The 17,776-nt window shown below is 37.9% G+C and carries 15 protein-coding genes and 1 pseudogene; 8 read left to right on the top strand and 8 right to left on the bottom strand.

The genetic code is table 11. From position 1 onward, the window contains the following. Positions 1-97 precede the first annotated feature (97 nt). A complete protein-coding gene (locus WDV74_RS08695) occupies positions 98-1,285 on the top strand; it encodes an MFS transporter (RefSeq protein ID WP_338882294.1) in 1,188 nt (395 codons plus the stop codon). Positions 1,286-1,347: 62 nt separating this feature from the next. Here WDV74_RS08695 and WDV74_RS08690 read toward each other — a convergent pair whose 3' ends face one another. Continuing rightward, the gene (locus WDV74_RS08690) at positions 1,348-2,244 is read right to left on the bottom strand and encodes a LysR family transcriptional regulator (RefSeq protein ID WP_338882293.1); all 897 of its coding nucleotides are present in this window, start codon (positions 2,242-2,244) and stop codon (positions 1,348-1,350) included. A gap of 138 nt (positions 2,245-2,382) precedes the next feature. Between WDV74_RS08690 and WDV74_RS08685 the strand changes: the two genes are divergently transcribed. After that, a complete protein-coding gene (locus WDV74_RS08685) occupies positions 2,383-2,997 on the top strand; it encodes a LysE family translocator (RefSeq protein WP_338882292.1) in 615 nt (204 codons plus the stop codon). 45 nt (positions 2,998-3,042) lie between these two features. Then, positions 3,043-3,822 (top strand): class I SAM-dependent methyltransferase, encoded by a 780-nt coding sequence (locus tag WDV74_RS08680; RefSeq protein ID WP_338882291.1) that lies wholly within the window; start codon positions 3,043-3,045, stop codon positions 3,820-3,822. A gap of 70 nt (positions 3,823-3,892) precedes the next feature. Here WDV74_RS08680 and WDV74_RS08675 read toward each other — a convergent pair whose 3' ends face one another. The 5 genes from WDV74_RS08675 to WDV74_RS08655 all read right to left on the bottom strand — a co-directional run bounded on the left by WDV74_RS08675 (position 3,893) and on the right by WDV74_RS08655 (position 10,523). Beyond that, the gene (locus tag WDV74_RS08675) at positions 3,893-4,777 is read right to left on the bottom strand and encodes a radical SAM protein (RefSeq protein WP_338882290.1); all 885 of its coding nucleotides are present in this window, start codon (positions 4,775-4,777) and stop codon (positions 3,893-3,895) included. A 12-nt stretch (positions 4,778-4,789) separates the two neighbouring features. Next, positions 4,790-5,788 (bottom strand): hypothetical protein, encoded by a 999-nt coding sequence (locus WDV74_RS08670; protein WP_338882289.1) that lies wholly within the window; start codon positions 5,786-5,788, stop codon positions 4,790-4,792. Between the two features lies 1 nt (position 5,789). Continuing rightward, positions 5,790-6,635: a TauD/TfdA family dioxygenase gene (locus tag WDV74_RS08665; RefSeq protein WP_338882288.1), complete on the bottom strand. Its 846-nt coding sequence runs from the start codon at positions 6,633-6,635 to the stop codon at positions 5,790-5,792. Between the two features lie 577 nt (positions 6,636-7,212). Continuing rightward, the gene (locus WDV74_RS08660) at positions 7,213-9,156 is read right to left on the bottom strand and encodes a pyridoxal-dependent decarboxylase (protein WP_338882287.1); all 1,944 of its coding nucleotides are present in this window, start codon (positions 9,154-9,156) and stop codon (positions 7,213-7,215) included. Between the two features lie 479 nt (positions 9,157-9,635). Continuing rightward, positions 9,636-10,523 (bottom strand): DmsC/YnfH family molybdoenzyme membrane anchor subunit, encoded by an 888-nt coding sequence (locus WDV74_RS08655; RefSeq protein ID WP_338882285.1) that lies wholly within the window; start codon positions 10,521-10,523, stop codon positions 9,636-9,638. 266 nt (positions 10,524-10,789) lie between these two features. Between WDV74_RS08655 and WDV74_RS08650 the strand changes: the two genes are divergently transcribed. Beyond that, on the top strand, positions 10,790-11,545 hold the full coding sequence (locus tag WDV74_RS08650) for an FNR family transcription factor (RefSeq protein WP_338882284.1): 756 nt from the start codon (positions 10,790-10,792) through the stop codon (positions 11,543-11,545). Between the two features lie 130 nt (positions 11,546-11,675). Then, on the top strand, positions 11,676-12,620 hold the full coding sequence (gene uspE / locus WDV74_RS08645) for a universal stress protein UspE (RefSeq protein ID WP_338882283.1): 945 nt from the start codon (positions 11,676-11,678) through the stop codon (positions 12,618-12,620). A 118-nt stretch (positions 12,621-12,738) separates the two neighbouring features. Here uspE and WDV74_RS08640 read toward each other — a convergent pair whose 3' ends face one another. Both WDV74_RS08640 and WDV74_RS08635 read right to left on the bottom strand, forming a co-directional pair. Further along, on the bottom strand, positions 12,739-13,602 hold the full coding sequence (locus tag WDV74_RS08640; RefSeq protein WP_338882282.1) for a DMT family transporter: 864 nt from the start codon (positions 13,600-13,602) through the stop codon (positions 12,739-12,741). A 116-nt stretch (positions 13,603-13,718) separates the two neighbouring features. Beyond that, a complete protein-coding gene (locus WDV74_RS08635; RefSeq protein WP_338882281.1) occupies positions 13,719-14,723 on the bottom strand; it encodes a tyrosine-type recombinase/integrase in 1,005 nt (334 codons plus the stop codon). 336 nt (positions 14,724-15,059) lie between these two features. On the opposite strand from WDV74_RS08635, the pseudogene WDV74_RS08630 reads away from it, so the two are divergent. From WDV74_RS08630 to WDV74_RS08620, 3 genes and pseudogenes are all read left to right on the top strand, one after another. Beyond that, positions 15,060-15,170, top strand: a pseudogene (locus WDV74_RS08630) (IS5/IS1182 family transposase); the annotation flags it as partial. Between the two features lie 147 nt (positions 15,171-15,317). Next, entirely contained in the window at positions 15,318-15,716 is a 399-nt protein-coding gene (locus tag WDV74_RS08625; RefSeq protein ID WP_338882279.1) for a DUF1440 domain-containing protein, read from the top strand. A 380-nt stretch (positions 15,717-16,096) separates the two neighbouring features. Then, positions 16,097-17,770: a cyclic peptide export ABC transporter gene (locus tag WDV74_RS08620; protein WP_338882278.1), complete on the top strand. Its 1,674-nt coding sequence runs from the start codon at positions 16,097-16,099 to the stop codon at positions 17,768-17,770. Positions 17,771-17,776: the final 6 nt, after the last annotated feature.

Here is a 17,776-nt window from a genome sequence, read left to right as displayed (position 1 = left end):
AATATCATCGTACTAACTTCCCCTATTTCTCGTTCTTTTTTCATCAAATAATTCTACTGTTACCAATCCCATTTCTTATATTGAAGGAGGCTTAACTATGCCACCACGTACTGTTCTATCTATGATGCTACTTATATTTTCACTTATTGTATTTTTCATTGGTGCGACAGAATTTATGTTATCCCCCATGCTAAAACCCTTGGCCGATGCATTTAGGACAACAACAGACAAGGCCACTTGGCTGATATCTTGTTATGCCCTCGCCTACGCACTTGCAGCACCAATTTTCGGTTGGTTATCTGATCGGATAAATCGACGCAAATTATTGTTGGTATCATTACTGTTTCTATTCCTTGATGGATTAGCATTAACGATAGCTCCCAACTTGGAGATTGCAATGGGGTTACGTATTCTGGGTGGCATTGCTTCAGCCGCTTTAATTCCGACCATATTTGCGCTGATCGCAGAACTTTTCCCATCCCATAAACAGGCATCGGCAATGGGCATTGTTATGCTTGGTATGACAGCTGGAATTGTAGGAGGTCCTATTTTTGCCGGTGTCTTGACAGAGTTATTTGACTGGCAAGTGCCATTTTTAGTGAGTGCGGTAGGTTGTTTGTTGCTCTATGTTTTAAGTAAAAAAGTTTTGAGAAGAAAATACATTCCAAACCAGATTGACACCCTAAAAACAGTTCATAAAAAGACAATGTTTCAAATTGGATGCCAAAGAAATTTAATATACTTCCTTATCGCGAAAGGGCTTTGGAATGGTACAGCAGTATCTGCCTTTATATTAGCCGGAGAGGTTTTAAGGCATCATTACGTGATGGGAACAGGAGCTGTCGGTATTTCTGTTTCTGTATTTGGCATCGGGCTTGGTTTGGGTAATCTATCCGTAAATATCGTGAAGCACCTGATTATCAGAGATGAATGTGCTCTTTTGTTAGCCATAATTTTAGTTTTCATCACCAGTACTGCATTTATGTTATTTCCCCTGTTTTTGATTTTTAGTTTGGCTTGTCTGATATTATGGGGATATGCACTTGGACTTGCTGCTCCGATAAGCACTTCGATTCTTGCAAGTCGTGCAAAGCAGGATAAAGGTCAAATACTGGCTATCTCAGAAAGTTTGAATAATCTAACCATTTTGTCTTTACTTCCTGTCGCTACTATGTTGCTAACACAATATGGCACTGAAGTAACGGTGATGTTACTGGGAAGCTGTTTTATCGTAGCAATTGGACTAACACTGAAAGATATATTAGTGACACCGTCACCTAATTAACGTCATTAACTGCTATTAAAGATAGTAAACACCTTCACAGAATAATAACTGCCAGCAGGCGATTAATGACGGCAAAAATCAGTAAGTCGAATTTGGGTTTCATGGAATGTTTTTTTCAACCATGCAAGAAAAATAGCTTGTGGTGTATTAACCTCGAAAATTTCAGGTGATATCAAATAATAAGCAGAACCATCTGGAATGAAGCCATAAGGTGCACTTATTCTCCTATCACTCAATTCTTGTTCAATCATATATATAGAGCTTATTCCAACGCCATGTCCAGCCATCACTGCTTCTAATAAAATATAAAAGTGTTCAAACCAGAGTTCATTCTGTTTTGGGATAATTTGCTTAATTTCTGACATCCAGTCATTCCATGCTTCAGGACGAGTACGGGTATGTAATAAGGTAAGTGGCTGGTGTGTGGTAACATGATCTTCTGCGTTAGGTAAACAAATCGGGCCTATCCATTCCCTTCCCAACTGTTCAGCAACATAACGTTTATCCCAAAGAAAATCATTGCGGCGAATAGCCAAATTCACTGAATTGCGTGAAAAATCGATATTTCCACCCCCAGAGACTAAATGAATTTCGATATCAGGATGATTTGCTTTAAACGCTATTAGCTTTGGAATGAGCCACTTCATCATAATCGTGGGTTCACATGAAACAACTAATGGTGTTAATTGTGAAGATTGTTGAAGCCCATCAATTGTCAATGTCAGTAATCCAAATGCTTGTTGGCAGGCTTGTTTGAGTTTTTCACCTGCCGTTGTCAAGAAGATCCCCCTATTTCTCCGTTCAAACAAGATTACTCCCAAAGTAGCTTCTAATTGTCGGATTTGACGGCTTACCGCCCCCTGAGTGACGAATAATTCTTCCGATGCTTTAACTAAACTTTGGTAACGGGCTGCTGTTTCAAATACTCGTAGTGCATTTAATGAGGGAAGATTTTTCATTGCTGTCCTTTTGAGCGGTGTTGCGCATTATCGTTGATTTTTTCTCAATCATTCTAGCGTAAATTAATCGTTATTCTTTGGCCAAAAAATAAAGAAAATAAGTCAGTAAAATGTGATAAATGATGATCAGAGGACATAATGACAGAGTTAATTGCTGTAGCCGTTATTACTATTCTTGCTGTTATCAGCCCTGGCGCTGATTTTGCGATGATTACTCGTAACAGTTATCTTTATGGCCGATGGGCAGGTATAGTGGCGGCTTTCGGGATAGCGTCAGGTGTCTTGGTTCATGTTACTTATTCCATTCTGGGTATTGGTATTTTGATTGCTCATTCCCCCAATATATTGCTTGCTATAAAAATGGCTGGAGCGGCTTACCTGATCTATATCGGCTACAAAACACTTATCTCAAAAACGGCAGTTGGTGTTGATATTAACTCAAACAAAACTGCTTCAATGGCATCTTTTAGGACAGGTTTTCTAACTAATGTATTAAATCCAAAAACAACACTTTTTGTTGTCAGTATATTTACTCAAATTGTTTCACCATCGACTGGTATTGGATTACAAATTGGTTATGGGATCTTTATGTCTCTTATGCACCTTATCTGGTTTATTGGCGTGGCTGTTTTCTTCTCTCACCATAAACTCAGAGCCACAATGTTAGAAAAGCAAACCGTACTTAATCGTATCATTGGCATTATTTTAATGGGATTAGGTGTTTCTTTGGGGGTAATCCCTATCACCAATTGATACGTTACAAAAGTGATTTTAAAACAACCGTAAGAGGTCACGATTATGCCAATCAACTTTAACGCACCAGAAAATAAACATACTTATTTTGGTCGTGAGGCTCAACAAGAATGGTTCGATTTAATGCAGAAGTTGGTCGATCCATGTGATAAGGAAATCGCGGATATTGGTTGTGGTGGTGGTATTTATTCTCTGGCCTGGCGGAAAATGGGCGCTAAAAAAGTCACTTGCGTTGATTTTTCCCAACAGATGTTAGCTGATGCAGCGGAAAATACCCAAGGTTTGCCAAATATCGTTATCAAACAAGGTGATGCTCTTTGCACTGGCTTACCTGATAGTAGCCAGGATATTGTCTTTGAAAGAGCGCTGATCCACCATATCCGTCGAGAAAATAGAATCTCTTGTTTTGCTGAAGCTCATCGATTATTGCGTTCTGGCGGAGTATATCTCTTGCAGGATAGAACCTTGCAAGATATCCAATTTCCTGGATCGCCTGAACATATTCGTGGTTATATCTTCGACGTCTATCCTCACCTGATGAATTTTGAAAATCAACGCAGGCCAGACAATATTGAAGTGATTGATGGCTTACAATCCGTTGGTTTTAAACAAGTTAAGGCATTTTCTCTTCTGGAAAAGAAGACTGTCTATAAGAGTTTTTCACAATTAGCCGTAGAGCTTCAGGCGCGTAAAGGGCGCTCTATATTGCATGAATTAAGTGATGAAGAGATAGCTTATCTAATCAAGCATATTGAAAAATCGCTGGGTAATAATACGGATATCGTTGAGAAAGATTTTTGGACTGTATGGATGGGAATAAAATAAAGAATATCTGCGATGGATGTCTTGTGGAGCATCCATCGCACGAGCCAAATGATGACGTAATAGTGACATATTACATAATTCGGTACTTACTGCGAATATCCCTGACTTGAGATTTTAATTGTCCACAACCTCCCCAAATTTCTGTTCCATCACTTTTATCTGATATACATCGAAAACCGGCTTCGGTAAGTGATTGGGCAAAAAACGGCATATTTTCTGAAGGATTCAATGTTATGCCATTGATATCACTCACTTCATTCAAGTACTTTAACTTGATAATGAATGTGTCTTTATCCACCAAATCTTTTAACCGTGCCAAATCCTCTTGGGAATCATTGATTCCCTCTATCATCAGATAATTGACGATAACAGGTACACCTGTATGGTGATGATATGTTGAAAAATGGTTAAGAAGGTCTTTGATACCAAATTTTGCTTTTGATGGAATGAGCATGTCACGCTGTTCGTCTGTGGTGGCATGAAGAGAAATGGAAATCATATCAAGCGGAAGCTCATAAATTTTATCTCCAGCGTGGCGAATACCCACTGTTGTCAGGGTAACCCTATTTGCCAATGTTTGTTTTTTGAACTCAGTTATTGCCCCGCTGATCTCTTTCAGATTCAACATTGGCTCACCCATTCCTGCAAACAATATCGTATTAAGTCTTTGGCTGTCACCCAATGCTCCTGAATGCAATAAATGTTCATGACATAACAAGACTTGCTGTACTATTTGTTCTGTTGTCATATTTCCCAACGGCTGTTGTCTGCCTGTTTCACAAAACACGCAACCAACCGCACAACCGTATTGGCTGGATATGCAGAGATAAGGCAAATGTTGATCTGTATGCATAAAGAAAGTCGATTCAACGCTTTTTCTTAAATCTGAGTCACTTGCTGATAGCAAATATTTCTTGGAGCCATTTTCTGACTCTACTATTTCGCTGATTTTCATTTTTACACCTTCTCAATATTCTTGGGCACGGCGATGCATATCAGAGACTCCGCACATTTTTGGACTGGACAACGGCAAGTTAGATTGCATGACTTCTTGATGTGTTTTAACGGGATCAAGGAATAATTGATGGATTTCATCCATATCCAATTCGGAAAGATAACCACTATTAATTCCTTGATAATTTTCTGGAACAGTGGTTGTGGTAGGAAATACGAGCTGATCAGGGTATAACCGACCACTCCAAAATTCGTCGCCTTTATCCAATGGCTTAACCATATCAGGATCAACAATTTCAGAAATTTTAGCCTTGTTAGGGAATCTCAGGCTGTTTTCGGCTGCTGGATAGTCATGAATTACCATCCAATCGACAATATTTTGTTGTCGTTCCATCAATCCAATATCTTTAAAGAATGTTGTTAACACAATGGGGATCACAATCCCTCCTGCGTTGCGATAATACTCAATAAAAGCGAGCCGTTTCTTTAATTGCTCATTGGTATCTAATGCACTAACCGAAACTCTCATCTCAGCCTTTACCGTGATTAAACGCTGCGCAATATCATCAGTCATTTTTTTAAAGAATTTGGTGATGAAAATCATTAAGATCCCAGTTTCTCGTGCCAATTCAGCCATTCGCGTAGATACGGCCCAATTCCATGAAGGATCACTATTCCATCCGCATCTGACGTATTTTTGTGAATCAGGTAATGCTTGTAGATCGCCGGAAAAAATATCTTCATCCAAGTGATTATCGATACGTTTACCAAAGTCGATCCCATTTTCCCAACTAGAGATAGCGGAAAAACACATGCCATAACAAGCCATACTTTCTGGTAAACAACCAGTTACGACATCTGTGGTTAAGCTATTAAATGGCAAATCACCCGCTATTCCTGCCCTGATTAACATAGGTTCGGCAGGACTAAGATTACGCCCATGAATATATTTTTTATTACTATCTCTAATCAATTGAGTAATGGATTTCTCTTTTTCTCTTGATAGGTTCATATCAAATTCCCCCAACAGTCCAACCAGGTATTTCCGGTTGGTAGGATGTATCAGGATATATTTTCAATCCTTTAATAAATCTATTTCCGGTAAAACATTCGCGGCGATGTAAAAGTTGGCTATTGTCATATAGTAACAAATCGCCTTCTTCCCATTGATGGGAATAAATATTTTCTGGTGACAAGATCTTATCTAAAATGGCGTTTTTGAGTATGTCTGAGTTTGGTAATATTTTCTTATCGAGAAAAAATGCGATAGTATTTTCACTAACATAAACAAAACGTCGTTTCGTTTGTATATTTTCGAGCATGACCGGATGAGCAACGGTAATATGAGGCACATTGTCATGCGAAGCTGCTGGCTGGCGAGTAGAATATAAATTATTCATCATCGAAATTTCATCATGGGTGAAACCAAGGTGGTTTACCGCTGTTGAAGCAAAGGATGTATTGCCCCCACTAAACTGCACAACTTCACCATATAAGATGCTAACGGAGGCCGGATTAATCCTAAACTCCTGATCAGAGTGCCAAAAGTCGGTATCATTTCCGGCAAAACCCAATTGTTCACCATTGCTATCACAAATATTTGTTAAATAAGCGATGTATTTTCGATTGTCTGATAATGAAATTTTTCTGGCTGGTTCTTCGAGTCTTCCGCTTCCTATATGCTGTGCAAAATTCACTAGTGCCTCATCATCCATCTTTTGATTTTTGAAAATCAATAGAGCGTATTCTGATAAGTATAACTTTATTTTTTTATATTCTTCTGATGATAACTCTGAAAGACTTTGGCAGGTTATATAAGCACCAAATTTTCCCTTGATAGGCTCGATTTTAAACGACATATATTATTCCTTCTTTAGTTAGAGATTATTGGTGGTTTTATGTTTTATAAAAAAATTAATATAAAATGATAAAAGATTTTAATCTTTTTTGATTATATTGACTCTTTGTTCTTTGATGATTTGGTTAATTTATTTGATGTGTAATAAAAATCATATTTAAATAATAAAAGTCGTTAATTTATATTTAATTTATATTTTTTAATTAATAAATATTATGTTTTTATTTAGAATAAATTTAATCGTGGTAATTTATGATTTAAACATCAATAATTTCAGTTCGCATTGATAATATCTTTATTTTGTGATAATAATCACATTATTATGTTGATAGATTGTTGTTTTTATTTATTGTTTTATATTTCAAATGGTTATGTTTGTGTTGTGGGTTTTTGAAATAAGAAAGAACTTAGATAAATATAATTCTTTTTTTAATTAATAAGCAGTTTTTCAATTAGTTAAACAATATCGATATACGCACAATTTACAACACGCTGTGAAACGTGATTTCTCCCTGCAAAGCGGGGAGAAATCACATGCATTTTGAAGTTATTGGTATAAACATTTAAATTGATATTTATTAACCAATAAATGGTGTATCTAGTTCTAATTTTAACCGGGACTTTTTCTCTTCTTCATCAACAATCTGGTTCAATTTCTTCACAAAGATAGCTTGAAGTTGCTGCCAAAACTCTTCAAAGTGCTCTTCATTGCGTAAGCAATAAGTCATTACCGCTGCGCGTAGTACATAGATATTGCGTACTTTTTCCCATTCATTACGGCTAAAACCGCATTTCTCTGCATAGTGCCACGGTGTATCACCATATTCTTTATAATCTAATATGGTTGAGGAAGTGAGAAAATCATTGGCATAAGCACGTCCTGTGGAATATGAGCAAAGCTCGTATAAACGCTTGTTAAGCGCATTATGATTGCTCAGACTTTCGCTGCCAATTTCTTTGAACGTAAAGTTGATCATATGGAAATCAGGGGATGGAAAGATATGTACTTCAAATTGATGTTTACCAATCTCTATTGGTGGTAAGTTTGCCAATTTATTCAACAACCTTTGTGCTGTGACGATACCCGCCGCAATTATTTTACCATATCCATTAATATTCAAAGGTAACAGACGATGAGCAGCCCAAAGTGCCGCTGCTGTTGCTCCCGATTTTGAACCTTCCATGATGGATGAACCAAGAATTCCCCGACTGACGCTATTTGTTTTTTCATCGTGGTCTTCAAATACATAGGCTGCATGTGAAGAGATCAATTCGAGAATACGCTTGTCTTTCATGCAGACAGCTCCCGCTGCATATTGAATGAAACCAACTTTATGCGGATCCACAGTAATCGAGTCGACTTCTTTTAATGCCTTGAAGCTTTGGTAAACTTCAGGTTTTGGCCAACTGATATTTTCCGGCATAATCCCCACCGAACGGTGGTAACTGGCCAACTCATCATATTCTACAAATTCACCCTGCTCATTTAGGAGCATGGAACACGCATATCCTGCATAAGCTGCATCAACGTGAATGTAGAATGATTCGCCATAACGTTCCTCACACTCTTTCCTCAACGCAATGATTTCATCAATCCGATCAATGGCTCCAACTTCCGTTGTGCCCACCACGGCAATCATTGCCAGGATTGGTTCACCTTGTTCAATTAATTCAAAGATGATTTTCCGTATTTGGGCAATGTCAGTTTGATAGTTATCATTTACGGGTAATGGAATAATGTTTTCTTGGCCAATACCAAAAATATCTGCAGCTTTCATCCAAGAATAGTGCTTAGATTGTGGGACCAGTAATTTGCCTAGAATTTCTGCTTTAACTCCCGTACCACGGCATGTCATATCGCGAATTTCTTCAAACAATTCACGTTCTTGTAGCGCGGTAATCAGATCCAAAAGTTCAGCGGTTGGCATATTTTTCAATTGCCGGGACGTTTTATGTTCGATGAGATCTTTTGCTTTAGGATGCTGAGATATAGCAAAGGGCAATGTTTTTAAATTCCTGGCTACCCACAGCCCTTCATAATTAGCTACTGTGCCACCCGATGTGATATGTCCCCAGGACTTTTTCGGGTCATAACCAAACATGCGGCAAAGATCTAATCCTGATTCAAGCTCTAATTCTGTTGTTGTTGGAGACGCTTCGTAACTACAGTTATTCGGGTTGTACATCATGGCCATAACGTAGGCAAGATTAGAAACCATTAAGGTATCGCTATTAATATGGCCAAGGTAACGAGGAGAAAAGAAAGGAATAGACGTGTTTTTCAATTTTGCTGACAGCTGATTTAAGATCCCTTCTGTACGATAAAGTGTTTCTCTATAGTTATGTTCATAGCGATCAACGGATGTGACTAGGGTTGAATCTTCGGGGTGAAAACCTGAACGCCAGTGTAAATGTTCGCTCACTGCATAATCTATCATCTCTCTAAAAAAAACAGCGTTTTCTGATTTTGGTCCCAAAAATAATGCATCTACATTTAAATTAGGATGAAATTGTTTAGTCATGATGAGTAACCTTTTTAATTGATTATTTTTATCTTGTCTTAAATTGAGTTTTTATAAAATCATTAATAGATTTATTTTTATTTTCTGTTTTTAACGACAAGGCATTGAGGAGGTGATAAAACCCCTACAATAACTAACTGAAAACAATTCTTTAATTTTCTGCCACAGAAAAAACATTCTGTAATATTATGCTGGCGAATCAACTTGCTTTATATAGATATAAAATATAATCCTTATTGTATTAATAATTAACTTATTATTAATTAACTTATTATTAATTTTAATTTTGTGCGCTACCACAAAGAAATGAAAAGACACCCAATAGTAACTAATTACAAATATCTTTTTTGAAAATATAAATGTGGTGACTTTTATGCATAACAGAAACTATGGCAATGTCATAGTTTCTGTTATGTCGAAAGAAGAGTGAAAAGAGTATGATAACCAGTTGAGATAGTATTAATTGTTTATCATATTTTTCACATAATAAAAAATGTATATTGATTGATTGTTTCAGCAACAAACATAAGTGCCGTCCCAGAGATAATATAATAGTTATTATTAATCAGTGAGTTATATTTTGCCTTCCATAGGGAATAAGTCCAGATTGCCATTGCAATAATATACAGGCACCATGAAATCATTCTTAATCCAAAGGCACTTTTGATATTAAATTCAGCTTGATGTGGAAAAATGATATTATTATTAACAATTGTACTTTCCGTTAACCATTCCATATAAGCAGGTTGTTCGATCAGTCGCATTGTGACGCTAATGAAAACAACCAGTAAAGCTGATATCACTAATTTGAGCGCTAATCTTCCTCGAAAATATTTTCCTACCGGGTAGTAAATAACTGACAGCGCTAATGCAGGTCCTAACGTAAATACTGCGCTATAAAATAGAAAATAGGTATTAATGTTTGTCCAAGTCAGCATGGCATTATTGACATAAATAATTGTCATATAGTAAAGATCAATTAAACCAATAATTCCAATTGCCAAAACAATGTAGATATAGGTACGTTTTGTGATCATAAAAAAAATCGTATATAAAACCAGTAGACTAAAATAAATGATTGCAAAAATTGTTTCTGTGTTTGCCCATTTCTGTATTACATTTTGCAATGTGTGATAAATACTAAATGGGTATTCTTCTATCTTCAAAGAAGCAGATAACCCTATTCCTGCCAACGTGCTGCTGATTAATAACGTTCTTAGGAATATTTTTTGAGCAAAAATGGTCGCTGAATGTTGCAGCATGTTTAACCCATGCTGAATCCAGTAAATATAAAGACTGCTCATCAATACGAACCCTACTGAGCTTTGTACTATCATTGTAAATGCAATTAACAACCATTCATTCATCTCACAATCCTCTATTCCATTTCTTTGTAACCAGATAACGTCATCGACGCATATTATATCCATATATTGTTAACTCAATTTCAGTTTTATTGAGATATTATATTGAGTGGTGTAAATTTCATGCAGGCTCGATATTGAACAAAAAAATTTCATTTTTTCATCTGGTGATGATAAATACCACGATTAATGGCAGTATCTTGCTCTTATCAGAGCAACCTAAATATGTTAAGTTTACGTATATTAATCACTTCTAATGAGCACTCCTTATGATCCCGGAAAAACGTATTATTCGTCGGATTCAATCTGGTGGTTGTGCAATCCACTGTCAGGATTGTAGCATTAGCCAGCTTTGCATTCCTTTTACTTTAAATGAACATGAACTTGACCAGCTTGATAACATCATTGAACGTAAGAAACCTATCCAAAAAGGGCAAACGTTATTTAAGGCCGGTGATGCACTAAAATCACTCTATGCCATCCGCTCTGGAACTATTAAAAGCTATACTATTACTGAAGAGGGTGATGAACAAATTACAGGTTTCCACCTTGCTGGTGATTTGGTTGGATTTGATGCGATCATTAATATTGAACACCCAAGCTTCGCCCAAGCGTTGGAAACTTCAATGGTATGTGAAATTCCCTTTGAAACTCTAGATGATCTTTCTGGGAAAATGCCCAATCTTCGCCAACAAATGATGCGTTTGATGAGTGGAGAAATTAAAGGCGACCAAGAAATGATCCTGTTACTCTCCAAAAAGAACGCAGAAGAAAGATTGGCTGCTTTTATTTACAACCTGTCACGTCGCTTTTCACAACGCGGTTTCTCACAGCGTGAATTCCGCCTCACTATGACACGCGGTGATATTGGTAACTACTTAGGCCTGACTGTTGAGACAATTAGTCGCTTACTTGGCCGTTTCCAAAAAAATGGAATTTTAGCCGTCAAAGGTAAGTATATCGCGATAGAAGATATGAATAAATTGACCGTGTTGGCTGGTAAGTCTCCAGCTAGTGTTTCTTAATAAACGTTAGTTAAATTTTAGGCCAGATCACTATATTTTGCTGATTTGGCTTATTCTTACCCTGTTATAGTTGTCCATATTGGTTTATCTTCTTATGAAAGAGGTATTCAGACTCTGCGAGGAACCCTATATGGCAAACTATCAAAACCTCTTGGTTGCAATTGACCCTAATCAGGATGATCAGCCCGCATTAAGGCGCGCAGTCTATATCGTGCAGCGTAATGGTGGGAAGATTAAAGCGTTTTTACCTATTTATGATCTTTCATATGACATGACCACCCTGCTTTCCCCAGAGGAAAGGAATGCTATGCGGAAAGGGGTCATAGGCCAACGAGTCGCTTGGATAAAACAACAAGCCCATTACTATCTTGAATCAGGCATTGATATTGAGATAAAAGTGGTTTGGCATAATCGCCCTTATGAAGCCATTATTCAAGAAATTATTAGTGAAAATCACGACTTATTATTGAAAATGGCACATCAACATTCCCGATTGGAATCAATGATTTTTACACCACTTGATTGGCATCTGCTACGTAAGTGCCCTTGTCCAGTCTGGATGGTTAAAGATCAAGTATGGCCAGAAAATGGTTCCGCTGTTGTTGCTGTCAATTTATCTAATGAAGAACCTTACCATAATGAACTGAATCTGAAATTGGTGCGTGAGACACAAGAACTCGCCAATCGAGTTGTAAAAGACCCTCTGATCCATCTTGTTAGTGCTTATCCAGTAGCCCCTTTAAATATTGCAACTGAATTGCCTGACTTTGACCCTAATGTGTATAACCAAGCGTTGCGTGGCCAACATTTAATCGCAATGAAAGAGCTGAGGCAGAAATTCTATATTGATGAGCAGCAAACTCACGTTCACGAAGGTATACCGGAAAAAGTCATCCCTGAAATATGTGATGAACTCAACGCTGGTGTGGTTGTTTTAGGTATCCTTGGTCGAACTGGGTTATCAGCCGCGTTTCTTGGTAATACTGCCGAACATGTCATTGATCGACTAAAATGTGATTTATTAGCTATAAAGCCTGATGGTTTTGTTTGCCCAATCAAGATAGATGTTGAGTAATGTGTTTAGTCGTTGATAGATTGCCCGGATTTTATTTCGGGCAGTCATAAATTGTACATAATGATTCATATAAATTCACAATGATTTTAGCCAGTTGAATTTATTTAAGATGATCAATTTACTTTGTTTTTTTCTTACGAAAAACCAGAGCCAAACCGATTATTATTGCGAACATTCCAAGGATGCTTAAAGTAGATAATGTATTACCTAGAAATAAGTAATCCATTATTGCTGTTACTCCTGGAACAAGGTAAAACAAGCTAGTGACATTAACCAGGTTACCAGCTCTGATAAGTCGATAAAATAATAATTGAGCGACTACAGAAATCACTAAACCAAGCCATAATGCAGGTACAATAAAACCGATGACAGGTTCAATATGAAAGGGGGTGAAAGGTATAAATAACAGGCAAAGCAATAAACTTACGCCATATTGTAATGGTAATACTTCGGAGGGATCTTGCTGGATTTGTTTCTGAAAAATGGCGCCAATACTCATACAGGCCAGTGCAGCTAAAGCGAAAAAAGTCCCGGAAAAGGAAAATTTTGTCAAAACTAATCCTTGAAAAACAACAAGTACTAATCCAATGAAAGACAGGGACAATCCTACTAAACGGTACGCAGTGAAGTTTCTTTCTATCACCCACAGTGTAATAATTGGCTGAATTCCCATTACTGTAGCCAGGATACCAGGGGTTATGCCATTTTCTAATGCCAGAAAATAAAAAATGGAATATCCTCCAATGATCAACAATCCCACTGCGGCAATTTTATTTCTGCTTCCAGAAGCAGGAAGAAAACGTTTTTTGAACATGCAGAGTAGTAGCAAAAATAGAAACGCAATCGTAAAACGCACTATCAAAATGGCAAAAGGAGAACTATGATCCAATCCCCAACGAGAAAAAATTGCGCCACTACTCCATAATAAAACGAAAAAGGAAGTTGAACCGTAGGCACTCCAAAGTGTCGTTTTTTTGGCCATACAAATATACCTATTATAGTTATTTATAAAAGGTTAATAATTAACACTGAATGAAGTAATTTGTCGAATAATATTTGACCGAAGAAAAATAGAACAGAATCTCGGTCATCTTTTTATCAAAAATCCAGATTTTTGGCCGCATTTCTTAGACGTTCATCTCCACGGCGATCATACTTTTGGGTTGTCGTGATGCTTGAATGCCCCATTGCATCTTTGACAGTCACGATATCTTCACCATTGTCCAACATGGCTGACGCAAAAGTTCTGCGCATATCGTGCGGGGCAAATTTTTCCAATCCGCTTTCTATTCTGCGTATTTCAAGAATGTGATAGATAGCTTGATCTGATAAACGATCATCAGTGACATCATCATGACGACGAATTCGGGTAAAAAGTGGGCCTGGGTGATCTCCACGTACTTCCTCTATCCAACGATTTAAACGTTCCCAGGTTCCTTCTGGCATATAGGACAACCGCTCTTTATTCCCTTTTCCCATGACTCTTAATGCTTGTTCGCGATGAATAATGTGCTTCATATCGAGTGAAACAATTTCTGAGCGACGAAGCCCGCACCCCAAAAGCACACCGATAATGGCAGCATCGCGTAACCCTTTTGTGCTGATATCATTTTCGCAGGTAAAAAATAATGTTCTGATTTCAGAACGCTCAAGTGCCCTGCCTTTTGGCAGCCGATTTCCCCTGACAGATCGCACCTGTTTTATATGCTGAAAATTGTCGGTATCGAGTTGTTTCATTGTCCATGCTTCTAATGCAACTCCTTTCAAGGCCGAAAGATAAGTATTAATTGTTGCGGGAGCTTTACCTGAAGCTGAAAGCATTTCCATAATGGCTTGAACATGGTGACGACGAAGTGCATGCCAGGTACAGTCCTGTACATTTTGATATCCCAACATTTTTGCCACAATATCCAGAAATGATTTCATAGTTTGGCGACTGCGTTTTGAACTAAGACTGACAAGATAAGCAATGGCGGGATTGTTATGGATCTGTTTTCCCGCTGCTGATAGCGACATCAGCATCCCTGTTTCTTGTTGGGAATCGATCGGTACAATCAATGATTTTTCATCATTGCTATTTTCGTAGTTGAACGGAATAGACATTTCCATTTTCCTTATGGTTTATTTTTGTTCAATTTGGTGAGGGTTTGATGGTTGCGCTCTGTAAAAATCACAGTATTTCCCTTGCTCATCTTATGCAATAAATCTTACTTTTTCAAATGGCTCTTTTAATAAGTAGAAGTGTTTTGAAGAAAAAAGTCTAAATATAATCCATGATAACAAATTGAATTTAATGAAAATTTATTACAAGAGGTTAAAAATTACTCTGGAGATTATTTTGTTGAATTACTCTTCGCTCTCTTGGTATTTCGGTACCTTGGCTAGGGGTTGTTGACGTTTTGTGAGGGATTATTAGACAGCATGATGATTTGGTATAATTATTTTCGCAAAAAAACAACCAAACCTCATTACAACAAGCTTGAGCGAAATTATGCCAGCCTGTTAGCGCTGGCGTTTATCATTATTTGGTTACCGATGTGGGTTGATTAAATTATAAACTTAAAAAATCAACAGGCTCTATGAACTCTCTTTTGGCAGCAACTAAAAAAAAGTACCCGGCATTACGGTATTGCATTATGGGCGGGTTTTCTCGGTGGAAATATTGCCAGCTTTGTGAAATGGGGAACAGAAAATCTTATGCCCCCCAGAACCCCCGACAGAGCTATCCCCCCAGTTGAAATGCTGCAAGATTGGGGATTTAAAGTAAACGATATGGTTTATCATTACTCTGGACATATTGTTAATTGGGGAGTGGCAAGCGTTCACCATCTCTTCTCCATCATTTTTGCCATGGTTTATTCTTTTATTGCAGAGATTTTTCCGACCGTAAAATTATGGCACAGTGTCGCCTTTGCCCTGCTTATTACCGTTGTTTTCCACGGCATGGTGTTGCCCATGAATGGATGGTCGCCACCTTTCTGGCAATTGCCTTTCGATGAGATTTTCTCTGAGATCATTGGCCATATTATTTGGATGTGGACAATTGAAGTGTTTAGACGTGATATCCGTAACCGAATGACCCCAAAAGATGAGTGATTATTTTTAACGTGTCAGTGCGATAAATCCCTCTTCCAGGCCATGAACCTCTATCCCTTACCCGAAAATGACGCTTTGATTTCTTTATGTAAGTATTGTTCTTGTAATTGGTGTGCCTGTATTTGTTTCCAATGGTGAGTAATTACTCTGAAAATGGGTTTAACTGATTTACTTTGTGACATCGTCACTTATTTTACCTGACAAGCTTTGGAGAAAATCGGGTTGTATTAATAATTATAATGTATTTAGGGTGCATTGAGGATACTTTATGAAACAGAGTGATACAATTTCATCACCTTAGCCAGGCTTACGGGACAAGCGCCTTCGCCAGAAAGGATAAATACTTTGGCTAGTAACCTACAAAATTTATGGATCCATAAATGAATATTTCGACAATAAAGCAACCAGCCTATCAGATTTTATTCTTACTTTTGTTTCGTTCGCGCTGGGCATTTATCATTGCTATCTTTGCCAGTATCGCCAATGGTATTTCTAGTGTTTCTTTGATTACATTAATTAATAGAGCTGTGACGATCCCCAAAGAAAGTTACTCTTCACTCGCTTGGTATTTCGGTATCCTGGTTGTGCTGGCTATTACTTGTCGCATATTGAGTGGCGTGATTTTCGCTAAATTAAGCCAGAACACAATAGCGAAAATGCGCCAACTTATTTCAGAGCGCGTTGTTAGTGCCCCCTTTCGCCAGATTGAGCTACTTGGCTCGTCTCAAGGTCAATCTATTATTACTGATGATACAACTAATGTATCAATATTATTCTTCACTTTACCTAATATCATAATGCAGGGATCTATTGTACTAGGCTGCCTCGGTTATCTGGCTTGGTTATCCTGGCCTATATTTTCCTTAGCATTGATTGTAGTCATCATTGGTTCAGTGGGTTATAGCCTGGGTGGAGCTAAAGCTATCTCTTCGTTCAAAGCCGCGGGCAAGGCGCAAGATCGTCTCTTTAGTCACTTCAATGCGTTATTTTCTGGTGCAAAAGAGTTGAAGTTACATTTCTCACGTGCTCAGTCTTTTTTTACCCACTCGCTTAATAGTGAAATTGATGCGGTACGCCAGCATCGTACTCGTGCTTTTAGTGTTTATGCCTTTGGCACTGGTTGGATCCTCTTCTTATTTTATGTGTTCTTGGGCGTGGTAATATTCGCTCCGATAGTAATGCCCTCTCTTGAAACAGCAAGGTTATCGGGTTATCTAATTATCTTTCTGTTTATGTTGATGCCCTTGGATGGGTTGCTAAACAGTATTCCAGCACTGAATGCTGCTCGTGTGTCGCTAGACCGAATTGGAAATGTACTTTCTGAATTGAATGAACAAGATCACTTTGGTCAACAAATCTCTGCTAATGAATTTGGGAAAGTTCATTCACTACGCCTGTCTGGTATCACCCATAGTTATTATCGAGAGAAAGAGGATGAAGTATTCCAACTTGGCCCCATTGATATGGAACTTAAAAGGGGAGAAATTACTTTTCTGATCGGTGGGAATGGTAGTGGTAAGACGACTCTAGCCAAGTTATTAGTCGGCCTCTATACACCGGAAAGTGGTGTCATTACTGCTGATGGACAGGTAATTACTGACAACAATAGGGCAAACTACCGACAATTATTTTCAGCGATTTTTTCTGATTTCCACCTTTTCGAAACTTTGGTCGGTCTGGGTGACTCGGATTCAACATTGGATGCACGTGCTAATGCGTTACTCGCTAAACTACATTTAGATCACAAGGTAAAAATTGAGAACGGTTGTTTTTCGACCCGTGATTTATCGTTAGGACAACGGAAACGTCTTGCCTTGGTGGTTGCCTATTTGGAAGACCGGCCATTTTATCTGTTTGATGAATGGGCGGCTGATCAAGATCCGCTGTTTAAGGCGGTATTTTATCAGGAATTACTGCCCGAATTAGCCGCGCGAGGTAAGGCCGTGTTGGCTATTACACATGACGATCGTTTTTTCCACTTGGCTGACCATTGTATCAAGCTGGAAAATGGCCGGCTTCTTAGTAAAGATGACCGTATTGAAATAGCTCAGTGATATATT

It is taken from the genome of Xenorhabdus sp. TH1 (assembly GCF_037260955.1).
Classification (GTDB): Bacteria; Pseudomonadota; Gammaproteobacteria; order Enterobacterales; family Enterobacteriaceae; genus Xenorhabdus; species Xenorhabdus griffiniae.
This window is presented reverse-complemented; position numbering and strand designations above follow the sequence as displayed.